Source organism: Flavivirga amylovorans, from assembly GCF_030540875.1.
Taxonomy (GTDB): domain Bacteria; phylum Bacteroidota; class Bacteroidia; order Flavobacteriales; family Flavobacteriaceae; genus Flavivirga; species Flavivirga amylovorans.
The window spans coordinates 75,822-96,340 of record NZ_JAUOEM010000010.1; the positions used below are offsets into that span (position 1 = coordinate 75,822).

The 20,519-nt window shown below is 30.9% G+C and carries 23 protein-coding genes and 1 riboswitch; of the genes, 7 read left to right on the forward strand and 16 right to left on the reverse strand.

Features of this window, described 5'->3' with window-relative positions:
• Positions 1-15: 15 nt before the first annotated feature.
• From Q4Q39_RS19940 to Q4Q39_RS19970, 7 genes are all read right to left on the reverse strand, one after another.
• Positions 16-552 carry an acyl-CoA thioesterase gene (locus tag Q4Q39_RS19940; RefSeq protein WP_303284349.1) on the reverse strand — a complete coding sequence of 179 codons (537 nt, stop codon included), beginning with the start codon at positions 550-552 and terminating at the stop codon, positions 16-18.
• 4 nt (positions 553-556) lie between these two features.
• Positions 557-1,249 (reverse strand): DUF3307 domain-containing protein, encoded by a 693-nt coding sequence (locus tag Q4Q39_RS19945; protein ID WP_303284350.1) that lies wholly within the window; start codon positions 1,247-1,249, stop codon positions 557-559.
• Positions 1,246-1,875 (reverse strand): transcriptional regulator, encoded by a 630-nt coding sequence (locus tag Q4Q39_RS19950; protein ID WP_303284351.1) that lies wholly within the window; start codon positions 1,873-1,875, stop codon positions 1,246-1,248. The genes Q4Q39_RS19945 and Q4Q39_RS19950 overlap by 4 nt, the downstream gene beginning before the upstream one ends.
• A 165-nt stretch (positions 1,876-2,040) precedes the next feature.
• The gene (locus tag Q4Q39_RS19955) at positions 2,041-3,360 is read right to left on the reverse strand and encodes a DNA recombination protein RmuC (RefSeq protein ID WP_303284352.1); all 1,320 of its coding nucleotides are present in this window, start codon (positions 3,358-3,360) and stop codon (positions 2,041-2,043) included.
• 95 nt (positions 3,361-3,455) lie between these two features.
• Positions 3,456-4,250, reverse strand: a complete 795-nt coding sequence (locus Q4Q39_RS19960) for an ABC transporter ATP-binding protein (protein WP_303284353.1) — start codon at positions 4,248-4,250, stop codon at positions 3,456-3,458.
• 73 nt (positions 4,251-4,323) lie between these two features.
• The gene (locus Q4Q39_RS19965; RefSeq protein WP_303284354.1) at positions 4,324-5,355 is read right to left on the reverse strand and encodes a FecCD family ABC transporter permease; all 1,032 of its coding nucleotides are present in this window, start codon (positions 5,353-5,355) and stop codon (positions 4,324-4,326) included.
• On the reverse strand, positions 5,356-6,498 hold the full coding sequence (locus tag Q4Q39_RS19970; protein ID WP_303284355.1) for an ABC transporter substrate-binding protein: 1,143 nt from the start codon (positions 6,496-6,498) through the stop codon (positions 5,356-5,358).
• Positions 6,499-6,693: 195 nt separating this feature from the next.
• Between Q4Q39_RS19970 and Q4Q39_RS19975 the strand changes: the two genes are divergently transcribed.
• Positions 6,694-7,005, forward strand: a complete 312-nt coding sequence (locus tag Q4Q39_RS19975; RefSeq protein WP_303284357.1) for a GIY-YIG nuclease family protein — start codon at positions 6,694-6,696, stop codon at positions 7,003-7,005.
• Positions 7,006-7,107: 102 nt separating this feature from the next.
• Here the strand turns inward: Q4Q39_RS19975 and cobC are convergent, their stop codons facing one another.
• From cobC to Q4Q39_RS19995, 4 genes are read right to left on the reverse strand one after another with little or no spacing between them, the layout of a single operon-like run.
• Complete coding sequence (cobC, locus tag Q4Q39_RS19980; protein ID WP_303284358.1) at positions 7,108-7,677, reverse strand: alpha-ribazole phosphatase; 570 nt, start codon at positions 7,675-7,677, stop codon at positions 7,108-7,110.
• The gene (locus Q4Q39_RS19985; protein ID WP_303284359.1) at positions 7,662-8,423 is read right to left on the reverse strand and encodes an adenosylcobinamide-GDP ribazoletransferase; all 762 of its coding nucleotides are present in this window, start codon (positions 8,421-8,423) and stop codon (positions 7,662-7,664) included. Before Q4Q39_RS19985 ends, cobC begins: the two co-directional genes overlap by 16 nt.
• 5 nt (positions 8,424-8,428) lie before the next feature.
• Positions 8,429-9,472: a nicotinate-nucleotide--dimethylbenzimidazole phosphoribosyltransferase gene (cobT, locus tag Q4Q39_RS19990; RefSeq protein ID WP_303284360.1), complete on the reverse strand. Its 1,044-nt coding sequence runs from the start codon at positions 9,470-9,472 to the stop codon at positions 8,429-8,431.
• Entirely contained in the window at positions 9,472-9,975 is a 504-nt protein-coding gene (locus tag Q4Q39_RS19995) for a bifunctional adenosylcobinamide kinase/adenosylcobinamide-phosphate guanylyltransferase (protein ID WP_303284361.1), read from the reverse strand. Before Q4Q39_RS19995 ends, cobT begins: the two co-directional genes overlap by 1 nt.
• Positions 9,976-10,064: 89 nt before the next feature.
• A riboswitch (cobalamin riboswitch) is annotated at positions 10,065-10,298 on the forward strand.
• Positions 10,299-10,326: 28 nt separating this feature from the next.
• Here Q4Q39_RS19995 and Q4Q39_RS20000 point away from each other — a divergent pair.
• Positions 10,327-12,198 (forward strand): TonB-dependent receptor plug domain-containing protein, encoded by a 1,872-nt coding sequence (locus Q4Q39_RS20000; RefSeq protein ID WP_303284362.1) that lies wholly within the window; start codon positions 10,327-10,329, stop codon positions 12,196-12,198.
• A gap of 3 nt (positions 12,199-12,201) precedes the next feature.
• Positions 12,202-13,254, forward strand: coding sequence for a YncE family protein (locus Q4Q39_RS20005; protein WP_303284364.1), 1,053 nt, complete (start codon positions 12,202-12,204; stop codon positions 13,252-13,254).
• A gap of 137 nt (positions 13,255-13,391) precedes the next feature.
• Here Q4Q39_RS20005 and Q4Q39_RS20010 read toward each other — a convergent pair whose 3' ends face one another.
• Positions 13,392-14,114, reverse strand: coding sequence for a Dph6-related ATP pyrophosphatase (locus Q4Q39_RS20010; protein ID WP_303284365.1), 723 nt, complete (start codon positions 14,112-14,114; stop codon positions 13,392-13,394).
• Between the two features lie 127 nt (positions 14,115-14,241).
• A complete protein-coding gene (locus tag Q4Q39_RS20015) occupies positions 14,242-15,717 on the reverse strand; it encodes a GFO_1087 family putative carboxy terminal peptidase (RefSeq protein ID WP_303284366.1) in 1,476 nt (491 codons plus the stop codon).
• A gap of 184 nt (positions 15,718-15,901) precedes the next feature.
• On the opposite strand from Q4Q39_RS20015, the gene Q4Q39_RS20020 reads away from it, so the two are divergent.
• The 4 genes from Q4Q39_RS20020 (at position 15,902) to Q4Q39_RS20035 (ending at position 18,181) form a co-directional block, all read left to right on the forward strand.
• Positions 15,902-16,411 carry a GFO_1088 family ECF-type sigma factor gene (locus Q4Q39_RS20020; protein WP_303284367.1) on the forward strand — a complete coding sequence of 170 codons (510 nt, stop codon included), beginning with the start codon at positions 15,902-15,904 and terminating at the stop codon, positions 16,409-16,411.
• On the forward strand, positions 16,398-16,883 hold the full coding sequence (locus Q4Q39_RS20025) for a PG0215 family putative anti-sigma factor (protein WP_303284368.1): 486 nt from the start codon (positions 16,398-16,400) through the stop codon (positions 16,881-16,883). The genes Q4Q39_RS20020 and Q4Q39_RS20025 overlap by 14 nt, the downstream gene beginning before the upstream one ends.
• 86 nt (positions 16,884-16,969) lie before the next feature.
• Positions 16,970-17,530: a GFO_1090 family protein gene (locus tag Q4Q39_RS20030; protein WP_496559744.1), complete on the forward strand. Its 561-nt coding sequence runs from the start codon at positions 16,970-16,972 to the stop codon at positions 17,528-17,530.
• A gap of 108 nt (positions 17,531-17,638) precedes the next feature.
• Positions 17,639-18,181, forward strand: coding sequence for a GFO_1091 family lipoprotein (locus Q4Q39_RS20035; protein WP_303284370.1), 543 nt, complete (start codon positions 17,639-17,641; stop codon positions 18,179-18,181).
• A gap of 116 nt (positions 18,182-18,297) precedes the next feature.
• Here Q4Q39_RS20035 and Q4Q39_RS20040 read toward each other — a convergent pair whose 3' ends face one another.
• The 3 genes from Q4Q39_RS20040 to Q4Q39_RS20050 form a co-directional block, all read right to left on the reverse strand.
• Positions 18,298-18,495: a hypothetical protein gene (locus tag Q4Q39_RS20040; protein WP_303284371.1), complete on the reverse strand. Its 198-nt coding sequence runs from the start codon at positions 18,493-18,495 to the stop codon at positions 18,298-18,300.
• Positions 18,496-18,508: 13 nt separating this feature from the next.
• Complete coding sequence (purB, locus tag Q4Q39_RS20045) at positions 18,509-19,852, reverse strand: adenylosuccinate lyase (RefSeq protein WP_303284372.1); 1,344 nt, start codon at positions 19,850-19,852, stop codon at positions 18,509-18,511.
• A gap of 64 nt (positions 19,853-19,916) precedes the next feature.
• On the reverse strand, positions 19,917-20,501 hold the full coding sequence (locus Q4Q39_RS20050) for an adenylosuccinate lyase (RefSeq protein ID WP_303284373.1): 585 nt from the start codon (positions 20,499-20,501) through the stop codon (positions 19,917-19,919).
• Positions 20,502-20,519 lie beyond the last annotated feature (18 nt).

Genomic DNA, 20,519 nt, shown 5'->3' on the forward strand with positions numbered 1-20,519 from the left:
TCTTGTATGCCTAGGTTAAAGCTCAACTTTGGCGTTATGGTCTTTTAAAAGTGCGATGTAATCATCTATTTTAAATTCTGAAGCTTTAAAACTATTAGATCTTTTCTTTGCTTGTGCTTGTCTGGCAATACTTCTTGAAAAACGACGAATACTTTGTTCAGAATCTAATATAATGCCCGGTACTGGTACATTTTTTCCAGTTTCATCTTTGGCTACCATGGTGAAATAAGAAGAGTTACAATGCTTTTTATTGCCTGTTTGAATATTTTCAGATTCTACGCGTACACCAATAACCATTGAAGTTCTGCCTGTATAATTAACGGATGCTTTTAGTGTTACTAACTCGCCAACATCAATAGGATTTAAAAAATCGACTTTGTTTACAGATGCTGTAACACAATAGTTTCTGGAATGCTTTGATGCGCAGGCAAATGCTATTTGATCCATGAGATTTAGTATATAGCCACCATGAATTTTTCCACTAAAATTTGAGTGCGACGGTAACATTAATTCCGATATGGTAATTTGAGATTCTTTTATGTTTTTAAACATGTGTTTAAGTTAGTACAGAGTATATAATACCTGTAGTTATTGCTATTCCAAAACTAATTAAAGTGCCTATTAAAATATATTCTGTAAGCTGTCTGTCTTTTAAGTCTCCAAACCTGAAAACTGACTTTGCTGTAATTAAAAACCCTACAGCTTCCCAATGCCCCGCAATTATAAATATAAACACTAAAATACGTTCTAAAATACCAATATATTTACCAGCATCCTTAAGGGAATCATTATTTTTAGTAAGTTCTGAAATATTCCACTTTAAAAAAATGGTTTTCATAATTATAGAGACAGGAATTGTTAAAAATAATAAACAAATTAACAATAAAAGGTTGTTTTCGGTTATATAAGGTTGCAGATTAAATGTGTTATCCGAATAGTAAAAGTAACATCCAATAATGACTAAAATATGCAGTAGTTGGTTTATGAAAAAGAACAATCGTTTCGTTTTTTCATTTTGGAGGGTAAGTTTTAAACCATCAATAATTAAATGAGAAATGCTTATGACTAGTACAAATGGCCATAACGATATATCCCAAAGTAATACTATTAATAGTATAATATGGATTAATATATGTATATACAGTTTTGGTGATTTTAATTTTTTCTTTTCTTTTTCCAGAACCCATTTTTGGGGTTGTAGAAAAAAATCACCAATTAAATGAGCTAATAAAAGTTTAAGTAGTATCATGTTAAAGTATTTATTTTTTGTCTGTACATAAAGTCTAGCTCCATAATTTCGTCTAGATGCGCTCTTTTTTGTCTGGTACTTACTGCATTTTGATTGATGCCTATAAGTTGCCCCAGTTCGCTTTGTAATGCATCTGGTTTTTCTATACTTAGCTTAACAATTTCTGCCAGATTTACGGTCCAGCTATCCATAGATATTAATGCTAACTTAAAATATAAATTTAACGCTTCGTCAATTTCGGGGCTATTGGTTTTTATTCGTAAATTCTGTTTTTCTTTTTTCAAGGTTTCCAGGGTTTCTCCTGAATATATAAAGGCTTCTCCATTAGATTCAGTCACACTTTCGCCTTCATAGGTTTTATTACCAATACCAATGGCCAACCGAACATCTAAGCCATGAATAGATTTTATACAGGCTTTTATATATAGTGCGGCTATAAAGCAGGAATGAACATCTTTAATTTCTATTTGAAAACTATCACCACGGTATATTTCCCAGGATGTCTTATCTGTACTTAAAAAAGATAGTGAATCCTTTAGTACTTTTATCCATGTTTCTGGAGTTACCTGGGTTCTAGACTTAATAATGTCGCCTGTTATAACACTTGTTATGGTGTTTGATATCATATATCACGTTTTTATGCGATAAACAAATATATCACATTATTGTGTGATAAACAAATATATCGCACTTTTATGTGATAATTTAATATATCGCATTATTGTGTGATAAATAATAATATCACATTTTTATGTGATATTTTAACATGCCAGATTTTGTGTGATGTATTACTAATGTTCTTCTTCAGCTCGTTTTATAATAGCTTCAGGCAAGGCCTTTTTAGCTTTGGCTCCCATTTTTTTAAGTTTTTCGACACTTGTAACTAGATTACCTTTACCTTCAACTAACTTGTTCATAGCAGCAGAGTAATCCGTTTTAGCAGCATCAATTTTTTTACCAACACCTGTTAAATCTTTTACTAAACCTTCAAATTTATCATATAAAGCACCTGCTTGTCTAGCTATTTCTATAGCATTTCGTTGTTGCTTTTCGTTATTCCACATGGTGTCAATCGTACGAAGTGTGGCTAGTAGTGTAGAAGGTGTTACAATAACAATATTTTTCTCGAAAGCTTTGTTATATATTGAGTTGTCTTCGTTTACTACAATAGCAAATGCGGGTTCTATAGGGATAAACATGAGTACAAAATCTGGTGATTCTATATCATATAAGTCTTGATAATTTTTTTCTGAAAGCTGATCGACATGTTTTCTAATAGAGTTAACATGTGCTTTTAAGAATGGTATTTTATCATCATCTTCGGCATTTACCAAACGTTCGTAATCTGTTAATGAGACTTTAGAATCGATGATCATTTTTTTGCTGTCAGGAAGATGTAAAACAACATCGGGTAAGACTCTGGAGCCATCATCTAAAGTGAAGCTTTGTTGTACAAAATATTCTCTGTCTTTTTCTAACCCAGATTTTTCAAGAACCCGTTCTAAAACTAACTCTCCCCAATTTCCTTGCATTTTACTATCTCCTTTTAAGGCTCTAGTTAAGTTGGTTGCTTCTTTGGTCATTTGTTGATTAAGATCTTTTAAACCCAACAATTGTTCCTTTAAAGCAGAATGCATGCTAATACTTTCTTTTTGCGATGCTTCTACTTTTTTCTCAAAGCCTTGAATTTTTTCTTGTAATGGACTTAAAATATTTTTGATGTTCTCTTTATTCTGAAGTGTGAATTTTTCAGACTTTTCATCTAATATTTTAGTAGCTAATAATTCGAAATCTTTGCGTAATTGCTCCTGGCGTTCTTCTAGTTCCTTATCACGTTTTAAATTTAATTGTTGAAGGTTTTCGTATTCTGTATTTTTTCTGGTTAATTCAGCATTTAAAAATTCTTTTTCTCTTCTTATCTCTTCACGTTCATTTTCAACTTTAGCTAGGTTTTGCTTTAGCTCATCAATAGCCAAATTCATCTGATTTTGGCGTTCTTCTAAGGTGCTTTTTTCACTTTTACTTTTTAATCTAGTGAATAAAATACCTAAATAACCGCCAATCGCTGCGGAAATGAGTATAGAAATTATAAGGATAAGATGGTCGTTCATTTATTTGAAAATATATATCCAAAGATAATTTTTTTGACTGGAAGATAGAAGAAGGGTACTAAATATTTTGGAATTTAGACTTTATTTTTTGAATGTTATTTTTTCACTCTAAAACTACCCGTTTTATTATCAAAAATTATTAAATCTTTCGGGAATAAATCATTAAAAATACCTTTTTCTATAAGGTTACACGGTTGATCTGTAATAACAGAATCCTTAGTCATTACAATTAAAGTATCACATAATTGAATCGCTAAATCTATTTCATGAGAAGAAAATAGAATGGTTTTGTTGGTGTCTTTAGCTAGTTTTTGAAGTAATTTTAAAATATAGGCTTTGTGGTACATATCTAGATGCGTGGTGGGTTCATCTAGTATAATCAAGTCAGTATCTTGTGCTAAAGCACGGGCAATCATAACTTTTTGGAGTTGTCCATCACTAAGTTCGTAACATTTTTTATGTTTTAAATCTTCAATATTTGTTTGAAGTAAGCATTGATTTATGATTTGATAATCAGCTTCATTTAAATTCCCAACCCAATTGGTATAGGGTTGACGACCTAAGGCCACTAATTCAAAAACGGTGAGGTTTTTAGAGCCCAAAGATTCTGTAAGGACTAAACTTAGTACTTTCGCTAAATTAATATTTGAATAGTTTTCTAAAGTCGTATTATTAATGGTGATACCACCACTTAGTTTCTGCTGAACATTAGTAAGTGTTCGTAGCAATGTAGATTTACCAATGCCATTTGCTCCAATAAGACCAACAAGCTCTCCTTTGTGTAATTCAATGTTTATATTGGAAGCAATAATTGATTTTTCTTTTTTAAAACTATAACCAATAGTTAAATCTTGAGTCTTTAAAACGATATGTGACTTGTTTTTTGTCATAAATTCCAATAGGAAAACTTCAAATTTTAAATAATTGTAGTATTAGTCTTTTGTCTTTCATCTTTTGTCTATGTCAAAACACCATTTTTCGTTTTCTAACCAACAACCAAATAATTACAGGAGCTCCAATTAAAGACGTTATGGCGTTAATTGGTAAAGTGAGATCGCTTGATGGTAGTTGAGCAATACTGTCACAAATAAGCATAACTATGGCACCAAATAAAAAAACTGCTGGTAATAATATTTTATGATTTGACGTATTAAAAACTTGTCGTGTCATGTGTGGAATGGCTAAGCCAATAAATACAATAGGTCCAGCAAAAGCAGTAATGGTTCCTGCTAATAGGCTGGTTGCAATAATTATTAATAAACGGCTTTTTTTTAGATTTAGTCCTAAGCTTTTTGCATAATTTTCTCCTAATAATAGCGTGTTTAAAGCTTTTATAGAGGTTAAACTTATTATAATACCTAAGGCATAAATTATAAAGAAAATAAATAACTCATCCCATCTAAGATTCCCAATACTACCAAGTCCCCAGAATATATATTGTTTCAACTCTTCAGCAGAACTGAAATAGGAGAGTACATTAACCGTTGCAGAGGTAATACTCGCGAACATTAAGCCAATAATTAATATCGCCATGGTATCTCTAATCTTATTGGATATTATGAGAACAAATAGCAGTACAATAAAACTACCTAAACTGGCAGCAATTACAATACTCCATTTAGAAACAAATATTCCAGCAAATGCACCACCAAAAAGAGATGCTCCCATAATAACTAAAGCAACCCCTAAACTAGAACCAGATGTAATTCCTAGAACAAAAGGACCAGCGAGTGGGTTTCTAAATAGTGTTTGCATGAGCAATCCAGAAACACCTAAACCAGACCCTACAATCATAGCAGTAAAAGCTTTTGGTAATCTGTATTCGTGAATTATATGCTGCCAGGATTCATTTTCTGTGGGATTTCCAATTAAACCATTAAACACATCTTGAAAAGGAATAAAAACAGAGCCTAAGCTAATGTTTGCACAAAAACATAGAAGAAGTACTAGGGTTAATACTATAAAAGGTAGTTTATATGTTTTTGTATCTGGCAACTATTCTAAACGTTTAAAAAAGAAAAGTTCATAATCATTTAATAATTTGGGGTGAGCTATTTTTATAAGGTCCTTTAAAATTAAATCAGGTCGTAAAGTTCCTAATTCATAATAGAGTAAACCATCTTTTGCGCCTTTTCTTTTTGTGTAAGTGTATACTTGGTTATTTTTATATGCATTAAAAAAAGCATAGCCTTTATGTCCGTCTAACATATCTTCTTTTGCATCAAAGTTACCAGCACCTATCCAAAATTCTGCATTTTGAGCTTTCTCTAATACATTTTCAAAGTTCAATTGTAAACTTCCATTGTTATCATTTTCTTTCCAAAGATAATCGGTATTGGCATCTTCTAAATATTTTGCAATAAAACTTTTACCACCAGGAATACTCCATATATCTTTAAAAGTAGAACCAGACATAACTGTTGGTTTTCTAGTTATAGTTTTAACGATTTCTTTTGCTTTTAAATAATCACTTTCTATATTTTTAAAAATGGAATCAGCCTCTTTTTCTTTGTTATAGAATGCTGCTACGAATTTTATCCATTCAGCTCTACCTAAAGGATGTTGTTCTGTCCAGGCACCATCAAGGACAACAGGAACACCTAATTGTTCTATTTGATCTAATTTTTTGTTAACGCCATTAACCGAAAAACCAAGGACCATGTCTGGGTTTAATTCTAAAAGTAATTCGATGTTGATTTCTAAATCGTTACCTAATTCCTTAATGTCTCCGCTATCTACCCGTTCTCTAACTTTTTCAGAGCAAATGTATTTTGTATTAGGAAAACCAATTAAACTAGTATCTACTCCTAAGTATTCTAAAGTTGGTATATTGGTTGTTGAAACAGCTACAAGCGTGTTAATGGGTATTTCTATTATTTTAGTGCCTATTTCATGATTTGGAGGTGTAGTACCTTTATTTACTAATAGATAAGTAAAGTTTTCATTGCTATTAGGCCATGCAGAATTAACAATTACTTTTTTGTAATTTTTATAATTAGTAATAGAAAAACCTTTTGCGTAACTAATATTTTTTTTGGTTCCTTCTAATTTATTTATAGAAATTTCTGTTTGTTGTTTTTTTTCTTTACAGGATATAAGAAATACAAAACATGTTATAAAAAGAATTAAAAAACGCATGGAATAGTAATTAAGGTCTAAAGGTCTTTATTTTTTTTGTAAAATTATAAGCTAATCGCAATTAAACCTATTTTTGATACTTTAAAATAAATTATGACTTATTTTCTACACTTAATTTTTATTTTCTGAAACTAAAAGCATTGAAATTTGTCATTCCTGCGAAGGCAGGAATCCACAGGCCCAATAAGAAACTTAATGTATAAAACAATTCATCAATACTACCTTTACATTTTAACAAATAAAACTTGTGGAACTTTATACATTGGAGTGACTAACGATTTGGAACGTCGTATGTTTGAGCATAAAAACAAATTAGTTAAAGGTTTTACTAAGAAATATGGCTTATTCAAATTATTATATTTTGAAACTTATCAATATGTTGAAGATGCTATTAAGCGAGAAAAGAATATGAAAAAGTGGAAACGTCAATGGAAAATAGACTTAATAGAAAAAGACAACCCAAATTGGAAAGATTTATCTAAAGACTGGACTTATTTGATTGAATGAAAAATAAAAGAAACATTGATGTTTTTTATTTAAAAGTGGATTCCTGCCTTCGCAGGAATGACAAAAGGATGATTTGTAAATAAAAATTTTATCTAAATTGAATTACGGCAGATCAATTTCAGAAATAAGCTTTAATGAGTTACTTTCTTTTTCAAGATGAAAAACATCACCGTATTGAATTTTAATATGAAATGATTTTTCTAGAGGAATATCTAAAACAGACGAAAGAAATGCTCTTATTGGACCAGCATGGCTTACTATTACCAGGTCTTTCTCATCATGTGATTGTATAATGTCTTCAAAGAAATTATTGACTCTAGATGCTAAATCGACATAAGATTCGCCATTAGGAACCTTGGTATTTACAAAGTCTTTCATCCAAGGATTTAATGCTTCTTCAGAAATATCATTCCATGCTTTCATTTCCCAATCACCAAAATCAAGTTCTTTTAAACGATCATCAAAGAGAACGTGGGATCCTAGATGATTTGCTAATAAGGCACATCGTTTTAATGGACTACTTTTTATATGATAAGCTTTGCTATCAGGAATTTGTTGTTTGATCGTTTTAAGTTCTTCAGGAAAAGAGTCCGCCAAGTCTAAATCGCTTTGTCCATAGCAAATCCCTTTTTCAATGTTAGGGGTTGTATGTCTTATTATATAAATTTCCATAGAGAAATAACACTTAAATAAAATACAACTTCACATAATTGTTGAACCGCTCCTGCGCAATCTCCTGTTTGTCCACCTAGCCATTTCTTAAATTTACGACCTAGATATATTTTTGCTATATAACAAGGAATAATAGCTATGAAAATTAAGGGTTTGTTAAAAAAGAATAATGGCGTTATTCCAAAAATAGCACTAACAAGGAGCATATTTATAGTAATACTTTTAGCAGCCGGTTTTGCTTTACTATCGTCAGTATCTCTAACATAGGGATGGGTGTAAATCAATGTTGTTGCTATAAACCTGCTTAAACTATGTCCAGCAATGATAGTTATTGGAATAAAATAATCTGGAACTTCTCTTAATGCTGAAAATTTGATAGCAAGAATTAAAATTAATCCAGTGACTCCATAAGTCCCTAAGCGAGAATCCTTCATAATAAGAAGAATTTTTTCTTTAGTCCATCCACCTCCAAGCCCGTCACAAACATCTGCAAAACCGTCTTCATGAAATGCTCCTGTTGTGTATATAGTTGTTGCCATGCTTAGCAAAAGAGCTATTTCAGTTGAAAGAATAAACGAAAAGCCATAAAACACTAAAGCGCCTATGCTTCCAACAACAATACCAACTAGCGAAAAGTATTTAGCACTTTTTGAAAGATATTCAGGGTTGTGATCAACCCATTTCGGGCAAGGTATTCTTGTAAAAAACATGATAGCTGTTAAGAAAATTTGAAGTTCTTTTTTCATGTCAATTAATCTTTAATTTCTCCGCTTACACCAGCAGCATCAAAACTAGCCATATCATTTAAAAAGTTCACTGATGCTTTTAATAATGGTACAGCTAATGCGGCACCTGTGCCTTCACCTAATCTTAATCCTAAAGATAATAAAGGTTTAGCATTTAAAAATTCTAACATTTTTACGTGCCCTTTTTCATTTGAATTATGAGCAAACACACAATAGTCCAAAACATTTTCGTTTAAAGCTTGTGCAGCCAATAGGGCAGCAGTTACTATAAATCCATCAATGATTACAATCATTTTTAACTCAGTAGCTTTCAAAATAGCACCACAAAGCATGGCTATTTCAAAACCGCCAAAAGTAGACAAGGCTTCTTCTGCGTTTTTTGGACTGTACTTTTTATAAACTTCAGACAGGATTTGTTGCTTTTTACTAATACCTTCATTATTCAGCCCTGTACCAGCACCCACACATTCAGAAATAGGTGTTTCAGTAAAATAGGCCATTAATAGAGCAGCGGATGATGTATTACTAATACCCATTTCCCCAAAACCAATGGTGTTTGTGCCTTCACTTTTAAGTTTAGTAATAATATTACCACTTCGATTAAAAGCCTTTTCACATTGTTCTAATGTCATAGCAGGCTCTTCTTGATAATTTTTAGTACCAAAATCGATTTTAGCATTAATAATACCAAGAGTCTCTGGAAATGTATAATTTACTCCAGCATCAACTATTTTTAAGTTGAGGTTATTAGTATTACTAAAAATATTTATTGCTGCGCCTCCATTAACAAAGTTATAAACCATTTGAGAGGTTACTTCTTGTGGAAAAGGATTTACTTCTCCTTTGGTGGCAATACCATGATCGCCAGCAAAAACAACAATAGATGGGTTTGATATTTTTGGACTTAATGTATTTTGAATACACCCAATTTTTAAAGCTAAATCCTCTAAAAGGCCTAAAGCTCCTAGAGGCTTTGTTTTAAGATCAATTTTTTTTTGAAGCTCAAGTTTTAATTCAGGGTTGTTTATTGGTGATATTATATGCGTCATTATTTTAAAGTTAAAGGAATTCCTGACACCATCATTGTTGCTTTATTGGCATGTTTAGCAATATGTTGGTTCATCCAACCTTGAAGTTCTGTGAATTTTCTACCTATTTCGGTTTGTGCGTGTACACCCATACCTATTTCATTCGAAATAATAATGATTGTAGCATCTAAAGAAAGTAATTTGTCAAATTCAATCTTAGCTAATTCTAAGCTTTTTTCGATATTATTTTTTGTGTCTACAAAGAAATTTGTGAGCCATAGTGTGACACAATCTATGACCACAACATCTTTCGGAGCTATCATTTTAGAAAGGATTTTTTCTTCTTCAACAGACACCCACCTTTCATCTCTATCTGCAATATGTCTGTCAATTCGTTTTCTATGATCATCATCCCAAACTCGTGATGTAGCAATATATTTAGGTGTTTTTGAAAGAGATAGCGCTAAGTTTTGTGCATAACTACTTTTACCTGAGCGTTCGCCTCCTGTTATATAAAAAATCATATTCAAAGAAATTATTTAATGTTTGCAAAGATTAAATATTTTATATGAATAAAGTGAAAAGTGTACTCTTAATTCTAAAATGGATTAGTATATTTGCAGCGAATTTTGGTTCTATTCAGTTTTAATTGAATGGATTAAAAGGGAATCAGGTGCAATGATTATTCATTAATTCCTGGACTGTTCCCGCAACTGTAAGTTTATGCTGAATTTATTTCAGCACCTCAATGGAGGATGTTATTAACTTCAATACCACTGGCTTTATGCTGGGAAGGTGAAATAACATAAAAACAAGTCAGGAGACCTGCCATTTTCAAAACAAAATAAATTAAGCTTTCGGGATAAAAGTTAATTATGAGGGAAATTCTAATTGTATCTGTATTTTGCATAGTTTGTTTTAAAGGCATGGCTCAAAACGATAGTTTACTAAATCGTTTAGAGGAAGTTGTTATACAGGCTGATAAAAAACTGAAAAAATATTCGGTAGGCTATAAAGTTACAAGCCTAAGTGACTCTGTGATCGTTAGAAATACAGAGTCTTTTACATCGCTATTACGTTTTAACTCTCCTTTATATTTAAGAGAATATGGTTCGGGAGGAACTAGTTCTGCTAGTTTTAGAGGCACCAGTTCATCTAACACTGCTGTGATTTGGAATGGTATTAACATTAATTCTATTAACAATGGACAAACTGGATTTAACTCATTAACCGTAAGTTTGTTTGATGCCATAGATATAAGAAGTGGAGGAGGAAGTTTGGAATACGGATCTGGAGCAGTTGGGGGTACGATACACTTAAATGATTACTTACAATTTACAGACACCAAGCAAATTAAAAACCAATTTATTGCTTCTCTTGGTAGTTTTGAAACTTATAGAGGTATATATAAATTTAAATTCTCAAATTCTAAACTAGCTATTAATGCTGGTGTTTCTTATAATCAATCTGAAAACGATTATAAATTTTTAAATACAGATTTTAAAAATACAAATGGTGCTTACGAAAACTTTGGATTCAATGTAAGTGCTGCGTATTTACTAACAAATTTTTCTAAATTAAAATTTTATAGTGCTAATTATTTAGGTGAGAGGTTCTTTTCTGGAGAGTTACCAAATCCGCTAACAGCAAATGATAAGTATCAAGATTTTAATCATAGAAATTTATTGATTTATACACATGAAAAATCAAGATTAAGTCATGAAGCTAAACTTGCTTTTTTAACCCAAGAATATCGATATTTTGAAGATAGAACTTCAAGCACATTTAATTTTGGAAAATCTAAGCGTTATCTTGTAAATTATGATGCTTCTTATCGTTTTCCAAAGTTAAAAGCAAGTATAACGTCCCATTCGGAGTATGAATCTGCTTTTGGGAAAACAGACCAAATCTCAGAAAGAAACCGTAGACAATTTTCTCAATCTATTATTTATAATCAGAATATCAATAGTGCTGTATCTTTTGATGCTAAGCTTAGAAAAGATTTTAATTCTGATTATGATGTACCATTTACGTATGCTTTGGGAGTGAAAGTAAAACCAGTTAGGAATTTATTTTTTAGAGCCAATGGATCTAAAAACTTTCGTGTACCAACTTACAATGATTTGTTTTGGCCAGGACAAGGGAATTTGGATTTAATACCTGAAACTGCTTTGCAGGGCGAGTTAGGAATTGGATATAAAAACAATCAATTTTTAATCGATATAGGAATATTTTACATAAATGCCAAAGATAGAATAGTTTGGACACCAGGAGGAGATCCTGACAGACCAGGAATTTGGGTGCCAATAAATCTATCGAAAGTCAATAATAAAGGTTTGGAAATGACTTTGTCATTTAATAAAACATTTCATGCACATACTGTAAAGCTTAACATAAATTATAGTTATACTGTGGCGACTGATAAGGCTACAGATAATCAACTGATTTTTGTGCCTAAGCATTTGCTTAACGGCAATCTAGGATACGCTTATAAACGATTTAGTTTTTTCTACCAGCAGTTAATAAATGGTAAAGTGTACACTACAGAAAGTAATTCTAACGACTTTGTGATACCACACTACTTTGTAGCCAATACTGGATTGGACTATAGTCTTTTAAGCTTGAAGAAAAAACAACTAACAATTGGTCTTAAGGTCAATAATATATTCAATAAATATTATGAAGTACAACCTAGAAGACCTATGCCTAACAGAAATTTTAACTTTAATATAAACTATAAATTCTAAACAATGAAAATCAATAAATTACTATCCAAAATCTTTATTTTAAGTGCATTATTCTTAGCGTCTTGTAGCGATGATGATTCACCTCAATTACCTAAGGGTGATTATGAAAATGGTATTTTAATTAGCGGTGAAGGTAGTGGAGCAGGAACTGGTTCTGTATCTTTTGTTTCAAATGATTTAACCACAACCGAAAACCTTATTTATAAAAAGGTAAATAATGATGAGTTAGGTACTTTTTTACAATCTATTTCTTTTGATAATGATAGAGCTTTTATTGTTGTAGATAATGCAAATTCAGTTACTGTTGTGGATAGATATACTTTTGAAGAGCAAGCGATAATAACTACAGGTTTAAATACTCCTAGGTATATAGAGACTGTTGGAGATAAAGGGTATGTAACCAATTGGGGATCAACATCTGATGAAACAGACGATTTTATAGCTATTGTAGATTTAAATACCTATGCTGTAGATGGAACAATTGCTGTAGAGAATGGACCAGAAAGAATTATAGAAAATAATGGTAAATTGTATGTCTCTCATAAAGGAGCATTTGGTACTAATAATATTATATCTGTAATTAATTTATCGGATAATAGTGTAGAGAAAATAACAGTTGGAGATAAACCGGATGAAATTTTTGTAAATGCTAAAGGGGAGTTAGTCGTTTTATGTGGAGGAAATGAGTCTTGGACAGGAAACGAAACAATAGCATCTATTGTAAATATAAATATGTCTACAAATGAAGAGATATCTTCTCTAACTTTTGCAGACGGTGAACATCCAAGCTTAATGGTATTAGATAGTGGAACATTATATTATGAAATAGGAGGAAAGGTGTACGCCATTGATGAAGATGCAACAGCATTATCTTCTACATCGATTGTTGAGTCGCAAGGATATTTATATGGGTTGGCAGTGAAAGATAACAGAATATATTTATTGGATGCCAGTTTTACAGATTTAAGTGAACTGAATGTTTATGACTTATCAACTAAAAATAAAATAGATACTAAGGCTGTAGCTTTAGGAGCTTCTAAAATTTATTTTAATTAAGGAATAATATTTTATCTGCTTTATTAAATGTCGCTTTTTAGCGGCATTTTTTATTTAAGATACCATCGTTTTTTCTAAAAGAAGTTCAGTACAAGAATAGGAATGATAATTTGAATGAAAGCCTAGTTATGAAATAGCTAGGCATTTTGTGAAATTAAATCACAATACCAAACGCCATATTTATCAGATTTACAGATAGAATCGTCTGTTTTTGGGGTATTGTATTTTCGATATATTTTTTCGCCTATAGTAAACGGGATAGGTTTTTTAAAAATAGGGCCATCAAAACAAAAGGTGTGAAATTCACCATTTTCACCACATGGATCTACACCTTCTGGTAAATTATCAATAAAGTGTTTATCTATAACGGTGCCAACAAAGTCTTCGTCAAAATATTTAGAATTGGCACATACAATAATCGTTTTAAAGCCTAAATCTAAAAATTCGTGTATTAATTCTTTAGTGTCTCGTTTCCAAATAGGAAATACAGCCTTTAAGTCTACTTCGGCTAATTGGTTTTCACGATAGGTTTTTAAATCTTCAAGAAAAATATCACCAAATGCGCTATGTGTAAAGCCATTATCTTTTAATCGAGTAACAATCTCTATCATTTTTTGCTCGTAGATTTCCATACTTGGCATTTCGGGCAATTCAATAAGACTTGATTTTATATTTAAAGCATTAGTCTGGGCTTGCAATAACTCTTTTCTAAGACCATGCATAGACACCCGGTTGTAATGACTATTTACAGTGGTAATAAGTTCATCAACTGAATAACGCTCATCTTTCAATAAATGATAAAGTGCCAAGGCAGAGTCTTTCCCAGAGCTCCAATTGAAATAGGTTTTGATTTTAGACATTGTTAGTTAATGACTATTGATTTTAAGTCCTGAGTTTTATTAAATAATAATAATAAATCGTTAGTTACAAATACTAATTAATAGGTTTTAGCGGTAGGTTACTGTTGAATTTTATCCGTGAATATTTTTATTCTTTCTGCTGAAAATAATCATTACTTATATACATTTCTTTTTCAAATTTATTATCAAGAACTGAAATATCCATTTTTTTCATAAAAGAGGATGCTTTTTTTGAAGTACTAGTTTTTGTAGTAAAACCTCTAATATCATCCAGAGCAGCTTTTAAAACAACTTCGTTATCGTCACCAAGCGGTAAAATATTATTCCAGAATTCAGATTCTTTCACTACAATATCTGGAGCAAAACCTTGAGTATAGTCACTTTCTCCGTTTTTGTTAAAGATTTGAAAAACAATAGGCTGCATGGCTTTTAAGTGACCAGGATTAGCTGATGATCTATCTCTAAAATCTGATAAAGGAGAATCATATAATGTAATAGAACCAACATTCTTACCAAATGTTGTGGTTCCAATTACTTTCACAGGAATAAAAGGCTTCAATCCGTTTATAACCATTTCACTGGCAGAAGCCGTACTGTTTGATGTTAAAACATATAAATTATTAACTGTGTTTAGTCTATTAATTGTTTCTTCTCCAGTTTTTATATCGTTTGAATCAAATACATTTAGTGTATTTTGAAAATTATAAAAACCATCTTCATCATTATGTTTTGAATTAAATTTTAAATCAGCAAATTTTTCTAACCCAGCATTGGCATAGATCATACTAGCTAAATAAGCCGATGTAGATACAGATCCGCCTCCATTAATTCTTAAATCAAGGATTAGTTCATTAATATTCTCACTTTTAAAAAATGAGAAAGCAGCATTTAATTCATCATTATATGATGATCTAAACGCGTTATAAACCAAATAACCAACTTTTTTACCTCCAATATCATTGAAAACTTTCATCAAATAAACAGGATTCTCAGATAAAACAGTGGCAGAAATCATTTTGTCCTCAATAGGTGTTAGAATACCTCCATTTTCAGAAACAAAGGATAGTGTTATTGTTTCATTTAACAATTCCTTTACGACATTATTATAATTGTTAGAATTTAAGATAGTCCCATTTATAGCGTTAATAATGTCACCTCTTTTAATATTGGCATTGCTGGCTGGAGAGTTATTAGCGACATATCTTACATATAAAATCACATCACCATTACTATTTATTTGAACAGATCCATATCGAATACCATGAGATTTTGAAATACCCTGAAACTCCTGTTGCTGTGCTATACGATCCTCTACAAACCAAGAAAACCTATCAACATTACCTGTTTCATATTTAAGACTATTAAATAAATCTTCAGAATCTGTAAACTGGTTTAAATAAGAATTGTATTCACTTGAGTTATCATCTTTTGAATCAGATAGGTCAGGTACTTCAGTTTGCCAATTGTACCAAGAATTCATTCCCTTCCATACAAAATCGTTTATGTCTGTTGTAGAAATAGCAACATCATCATCATCTTCAAAACAACTTGTTGTTAAAAAGCAAAGTGTAAGTACTAGAATTAGGGTCTTAAAATATTTCATAGCGGTTTTTTTATAAACGTTTAGTCTTTAAAACCATAAATTTACTTACATTATTATGTAATTAAAAATATTTTGTAACAAAATAGAAAGTAGGTCGTCGTAATATCAAATAGCAATAATAAGCAACTTTCCCTTTTTGGGAAACGTCTGAAAGACAAAGGGGCTGACTAAACCAAACCATAAAATGACTCAAGTAGAGTTTTTAAATATTGTAATGCCTTTTAAAGATAAAGTGTTTCGTTTAGCAAAACGATTACTTGTATCTACGGAGGAAGCAGAGGATGCAACACAAGAGGTTTTGTTAAAGCTATGGAACAATAAAAAGAAAATGCAAGAGTATAAAAATGTTGAGGCTTTTTCTATGACAATGACTAAGAATTTTTGTTTTGATAAATTAAAATCTAAGCAAGCTCAAAATTTAAAAATTGTACATAGTAATTATGAAGATGGAAATACCTCTTTGCAAAAACAAGTTGAATTAAATGATAGTGTAGATTGGGTTTCAAAAATTATAGAGGAATTACCCGAACAACAAAAAGTGATCATTCAATTACGAGATATAGAAGAATATGATTTTGATGAGATTGCAAAAATGCTGGATATGAATAATACAGCTGTACGTGTAAACTTATCAAGAGCAAGAAAAACAATAAGAGAAAAATTAACTAATACACATAATTATGGTATTAAATAATATAGAAGATTTACTTGAAAAATACGAGAACGGTGAAACAACGCTAAAAGAAGAGCAGCAGTTAAAACACTATTTTTCGCAAGAAACTGTAGCGCCGCATTTAGAAATGTATAAGCCCATGTTCACATATTTTTTGGGAAACCAACAAGAACAATTCACTAAGGACTTGCCATTAAAAACTAAACGTACTTTTAATTACAAATGGATTTCTGTCGCTGCGGTTGTTGTTCTTATGTTAGGGTTTTATTTAAAAGAACCAATAGTTACTTCGTATGAAGAATACGCATACGGGACTTTTAATAAACCTGAAAAAGCTCTTGACGAGGTAACAAAGTCGTTAGCTATGATTTCAAGTCATTTTAATAAGGGAACTTCTACTGTGAATTACCTAAACGAAGTAAAAAAAGGTACTGCTACACTTGGTTACCTTAATGAAATTGAAAACACCACAAGTATAATTTTTAAAAATTAAAAACGAAGTAATAATTAAGAGCATAATTTAAAACTTCAATTAAAAACGAAAAAATGAAAACGATAATAAATTTAAAAAAAGAAAAGATGAATAAGAAAGTAATTGTATTTATACTAGCGTTGATGCTATTACCATTAACGGGGATGGCTCAAAATATTTTTGATAAATATAACGATAATTCTGATGTTACTTATGTATCCATTAAGCCTAAAATGTTTCAAATGATTGCTAAAGCAGGTATTGATACAAGCGATCCGGAAGCAAGAGCATTTATGGATATGATAAAAAGTATTACCAGTTTTAAAACGATAGTAACTGATAAAAAAGAAATATCGGTAGATATTCAAAAATGGGTAAAATCTCGTTCAAGTTCTTTAGAAGAACTTATGGAAGTTAAAGATGATGGTACCGAGGTGAAATTCTATGTAAAAGAAGGTAAAGATGCAGACCATGTAAAAGAACTCTTGATTTTTGTAAATGGTATTGATAAAGCCATGAAAGGAAAAGGCGTTGAAATTAATGGTGAAAACAGAAAAATTGAAACAGTTGTAGTATCACTTACTGGGGATATAGATTTAAATGAAATCTCTAAGCTTACAGAAAAAATGAATATCCCAGGAGGTAAACATTTAGAAAAAAAGAAGTAAAAAACAGTCATCAATCATGAAATGAGCATATCTAAAATCTCAGTAAGTATTGAGATTTTAGATATGTAAATTGCATCTGACAAATCATATATAATAAAACAAAAACAGATGAAACAAACAATCAAACTTATATTCTGTACTTTATTTACAGTAGTTTTTTTAGTAAGCTGTGCTAGTAGCGGAAGTTTACAAAGCTATTTTGTAGATAACCAAGAATCTTCAAATTTTATTTCGCAAGATATTCCTTTATCGATGGTGAAATTAGATAAGTCTGCTTTTACAGAGGAGCAAAACGAAGCATATAACTCTGTAAATAAATTAAACTTTTTAGGCTATAAAGCAAATGAGAATAATAAAGAGACTTTAAAAGCTGAAATTAAAAAAGTGAAGGCTATTTTAAGTGATGCAAAATATAATGATCTTATAGAGTTTAGTGATAGAGGAAGAAAAATTATTGTAAAGTATATAGGTACTGATGATGAAGCAGATGAAGTGATTGTTTTTGGAAGTGCTAAAGAGTTAGGCTTCGGTATTATTCGTATACTGGGGGATGATATGAGTCCGGACAAAATGTCAACTTTATTTGTTGCTTTACAAAAGGCTAATGTTGATGAAAATCAAGTACAAGATATTATGAATTTCTTTAAATAATTTATAGTAATGTTAATAAAAAATCTTCTAGCTTTTAGAGGTCTATTTTAAAGATTTTCACTCTCGCAACTATGAGGGAAATAAAAGGCTTACCAGTTTAACCTGATAAGCCTTTTTTATTTTGAATTATTTCGATTTTCTGGATCTTCTTTCGAAGTCATTTTTGAATAGAATAAATTGATAACAACCGTTAAGAATATAATGGTGAGAATTGTTAAAACGATGAAATTTTTCAAGATATCCAAAACTCCGCCAACTAAAATACCACCAGCCATAAGACCACAAAGTAGTAAAGATTGTTTATCGGTTAACATATTCCCTAAATTATTAGATTCCTGTATAATTGCTAGGAGTAATACGTTTTAATTCTTCTTTTATTGTATTAGACACCTCTAAAGTGTCAATAAAATTAGAAATAGAGTCTTGATTAATTTTAGTATTGGTTCTCGTTAAGCCCTTTAAAGCTTCATATGGATTCGGGTATGCTTCACGACGAAGAATGGTTTGAATGGCTTCCGCAACTACAGCCCAATTGTTCTCTAAATCTTCTGCAAATTTAGCTTCATTTAAAAGTAATTTATTAAGACCTTTTAAAGTAGACTTAAAACCAATAAGTGTATGTCCAAAAGGGACACCAGCATTACGTAAAACAGTACTGTCCGTTAAGTCACGCTGTAATCTAGAAATAGGAAGTTTTGCTGATAAATGTTCGAAAACTGCGTTTGCAATACCCAAGTTGCCTTCACTATTTTCAAAATCAATAGGATTTACTTTATGCGGCATTGCAGAACTCCCAACTTCTCCTGCTTTAATTTTTTGCTTGAAATAATCCATTGAAACATAAGTCCATATATCTCGGTCTAAATCAATTAAAATCGTGTTTATACGTTTTAAAGTATCAAACAATGCAGCCATATGGTCGTAATGCTCGATTTGAGTTGTTGGAAAAGAATGTTGTAAACCTAGTTTTTCTTGTACAAATTTAGAACCAAATGCTTTCCAGTCTATATCTGGATATGCTACATGATGTGCATTAAAATTACCAGTAGCACCACCAAATTTAGCGGCACTTGGTATATCATTCAATAAATTAAACTGTTCTTCTAAACGTTTTACAAAAACGGCAATCTCTTTTCCTAAACGAGTAGGAGACGCAGGTTGTCCATGTGTTCTGGCTAGCATGGGAATAGACGCCCAATCCAGGGTTAAAGATTTTAATTTGTTTAAAACATTAAAATATTCAGGAACATATGTATCGTTCATAGCTTCCTTAATACTTAAAGGAATAGCGGTATTATTAATATCTTGAGATGTTAATCCAAAGTGGATGAACTCTTTATAGTTCGATAAATTTAAAGCATCAAATTTTTCTTTTATAAAATATTCAACAGCCTTAACATCGTGGTTTGTAATACTTTCAATTTTCTTAATGGCTAAAGCATCATCTTCAGTAAAATCTTTATAGATTTTTCTTAAATCATCAAAAATACTAGTGTCAATATTTTTAAGCTGCGGTAAAGGGATTTCACATAGTGCAATAAAATATTCAACTTCTACTAAAACACGATATTTTATAAGTGCTTGTTCAGAAAAATAAGGTGCTAATTCGTTAACTTTACTTCTATATCGTCCATCAATTGGAGAGATAGCATTTAATGATGATAATGACATTATTTGTGTTGTTTTTTGAAAAAGCAAAGATACGTTTTTGATTTGCGTTTTTTGGTATTTTGATTTATGATTTTTTAAGAGCCTTACTTTTCTTTATTTTAAGTAATGTGCGCTTTGCTCGTACTTTAAAAGCAGCACTTTGCATTTGAAAATTTTGCTCTAAGATTTGTGTTAATTCTGGATGAATCCAATCATAATCTAGTCCATAAAGAAATAGAGACTCCATGGCATATACTTTAGGCGCTACTTTTTGAGTGCTAATCATCCAATCAAAGCAGGCTTCAATGATTCGTTCTTTATATTCTGGGCGTAATGCCTTTTTTATTGTATTTGGTTCTTTTGAATAGTATGTCTTGGTAATAAACTCACAAACTTTAGAGACAGGACGCACAGATGAGTCTAAATGAATTTTGTTAATGTTTTTAGTAAATGTATCTAAATGAGGTACGATAGCATAGATGTATTCGGCGCAAACAAATTCTAAAACCCAGGCTGCTCGACTAGATACTTTATCATTAACCATAAACAGAATATCTATTAGTTTTGGAAATAAACTCATATCGTTTAGAACCATATTAGCATATTTCATTCGGTTTTCACGAGAGGCATTCACAAAGCTTAATTCTTTGTGGAATTCTTCTAAAGTCATAAGATAATTTTATCTATT

Coding starts and splice junctions, on each gene's coding strand:
- Q4Q39_RS19940 (WP_303284349.1), bottom strand. CDS start 552: ATGTTTAAAAACATAAAAGAATCTCAAATTACCATATCGGAATTAATG.
- Q4Q39_RS19945 (WP_303284350.1), bottom strand. CDS start 1,249: ATGATACTACTTAAACTTTTATTAGCTCATTTAATTGGTGATTTTTTT.
- Q4Q39_RS19950 (WP_303284351.1), bottom strand. CDS start 1,875: ATGATATCAAACACCATAACAAGTGTTATAACAGGCGACATTATTAAG.
- Q4Q39_RS19955 (WP_303284352.1), bottom strand. CDS start 3,360: ATGAACGACCATCTTATCCTTATAATTTCTATACTCATTTCCGCAGCG.
- Q4Q39_RS19960 (WP_303284353.1), bottom strand. CDS start 4,250: ATGACAAAAAACAAGTCACATATCGTTTTAAAGACTCAAGATTTAACT.
- Q4Q39_RS19970 (WP_303284355.1), bottom strand. CDS start 6,498: ATGCGTTTTTTAATTCTTTTTATAACATGTTTTGTATTTCTTATATCC.
- Q4Q39_RS19975 (WP_303284357.1), top strand. CDS start 6,694: ATGTATAAAACAATTCATCAATACTACCTTTACATTTTAACAAATAAA.
- cobC (WP_303284358.1), bottom strand. CDS start 7,677: ATGGAAATTTATATAATAAGACATACAACCCCTAACATTGAAAAAGGG.
- Q4Q39_RS19985 (WP_303284359.1), bottom strand. CDS start 8,423: ATGAAAAAAGAACTTCAAATTTTCTTAACAGCTATCATGTTTTTTACA.
- cobT (WP_303284360.1), bottom strand. CDS start 9,472: ATGACGCATATAATATCACCAATAAACAACCCTGAATTAAAACTTGAG.
- Q4Q39_RS19995 (WP_303284361.1), bottom strand. CDS start 9,975: ATGATTTTTTATATAACAGGAGGCGAACGCTCAGGTAAAAGTAGTTAT.
- Q4Q39_RS20000 (WP_303284362.1), top strand. CDS start 10,327: ATGAGGGAAATTCTAATTGTATCTGTATTTTGCATAGTTTGTTTTAAA.
- Q4Q39_RS20005 (WP_303284364.1), top strand. CDS start 12,202: ATGAAAATCAATAAATTACTATCCAAAATCTTTATTTTAAGTGCATTA.
- Q4Q39_RS20010 (WP_303284365.1), bottom strand. CDS start 14,114: ATGTCTAAAATCAAAACCTATTTCAATTGGAGCTCTGGGAAAGACTCT.
- Q4Q39_RS20015 (WP_303284366.1), bottom strand. CDS start 15,717: ATGAAATATTTTAAGACCCTAATTCTAGTACTTACACTTTGCTTTTTA.
- Q4Q39_RS20020 (WP_303284367.1), top strand. CDS start 15,902: ATGACTCAAGTAGAGTTTTTAAATATTGTAATGCCTTTTAAAGATAAA.
- Q4Q39_RS20025 (WP_303284368.1), top strand. CDS start 16,398: ATGGTATTAAATAATATAGAAGATTTACTTGAAAAATACGAGAACGGT.
- Q4Q39_RS20030 (WP_496559744.1), top strand. CDS start 16,970: ATGAATAAGAAAGTAATTGTATTTATACTAGCGTTGATGCTATTACCA.
- Q4Q39_RS20035 (WP_303284370.1), top strand. CDS start 17,639: ATGAAACAAACAATCAAACTTATATTCTGTACTTTATTTACAGTAGTT.
- Q4Q39_RS20040 (WP_303284371.1), bottom strand. CDS start 18,495: ATGTTAACCGATAAACAATCTTTACTACTTTGTGGTCTTATGGCTGGT.
- purB (WP_303284372.1), bottom strand. CDS start 19,852: ATGTCATTATCATCATTAAATGCTATCTCTCCAATTGATGGACGATAT.
- Q4Q39_RS20050 (WP_303284373.1), bottom strand. CDS start 20,501: ATGACTTTAGAAGAATTCCACAAAGAATTAAGCTTTGTGAATGCCTCT.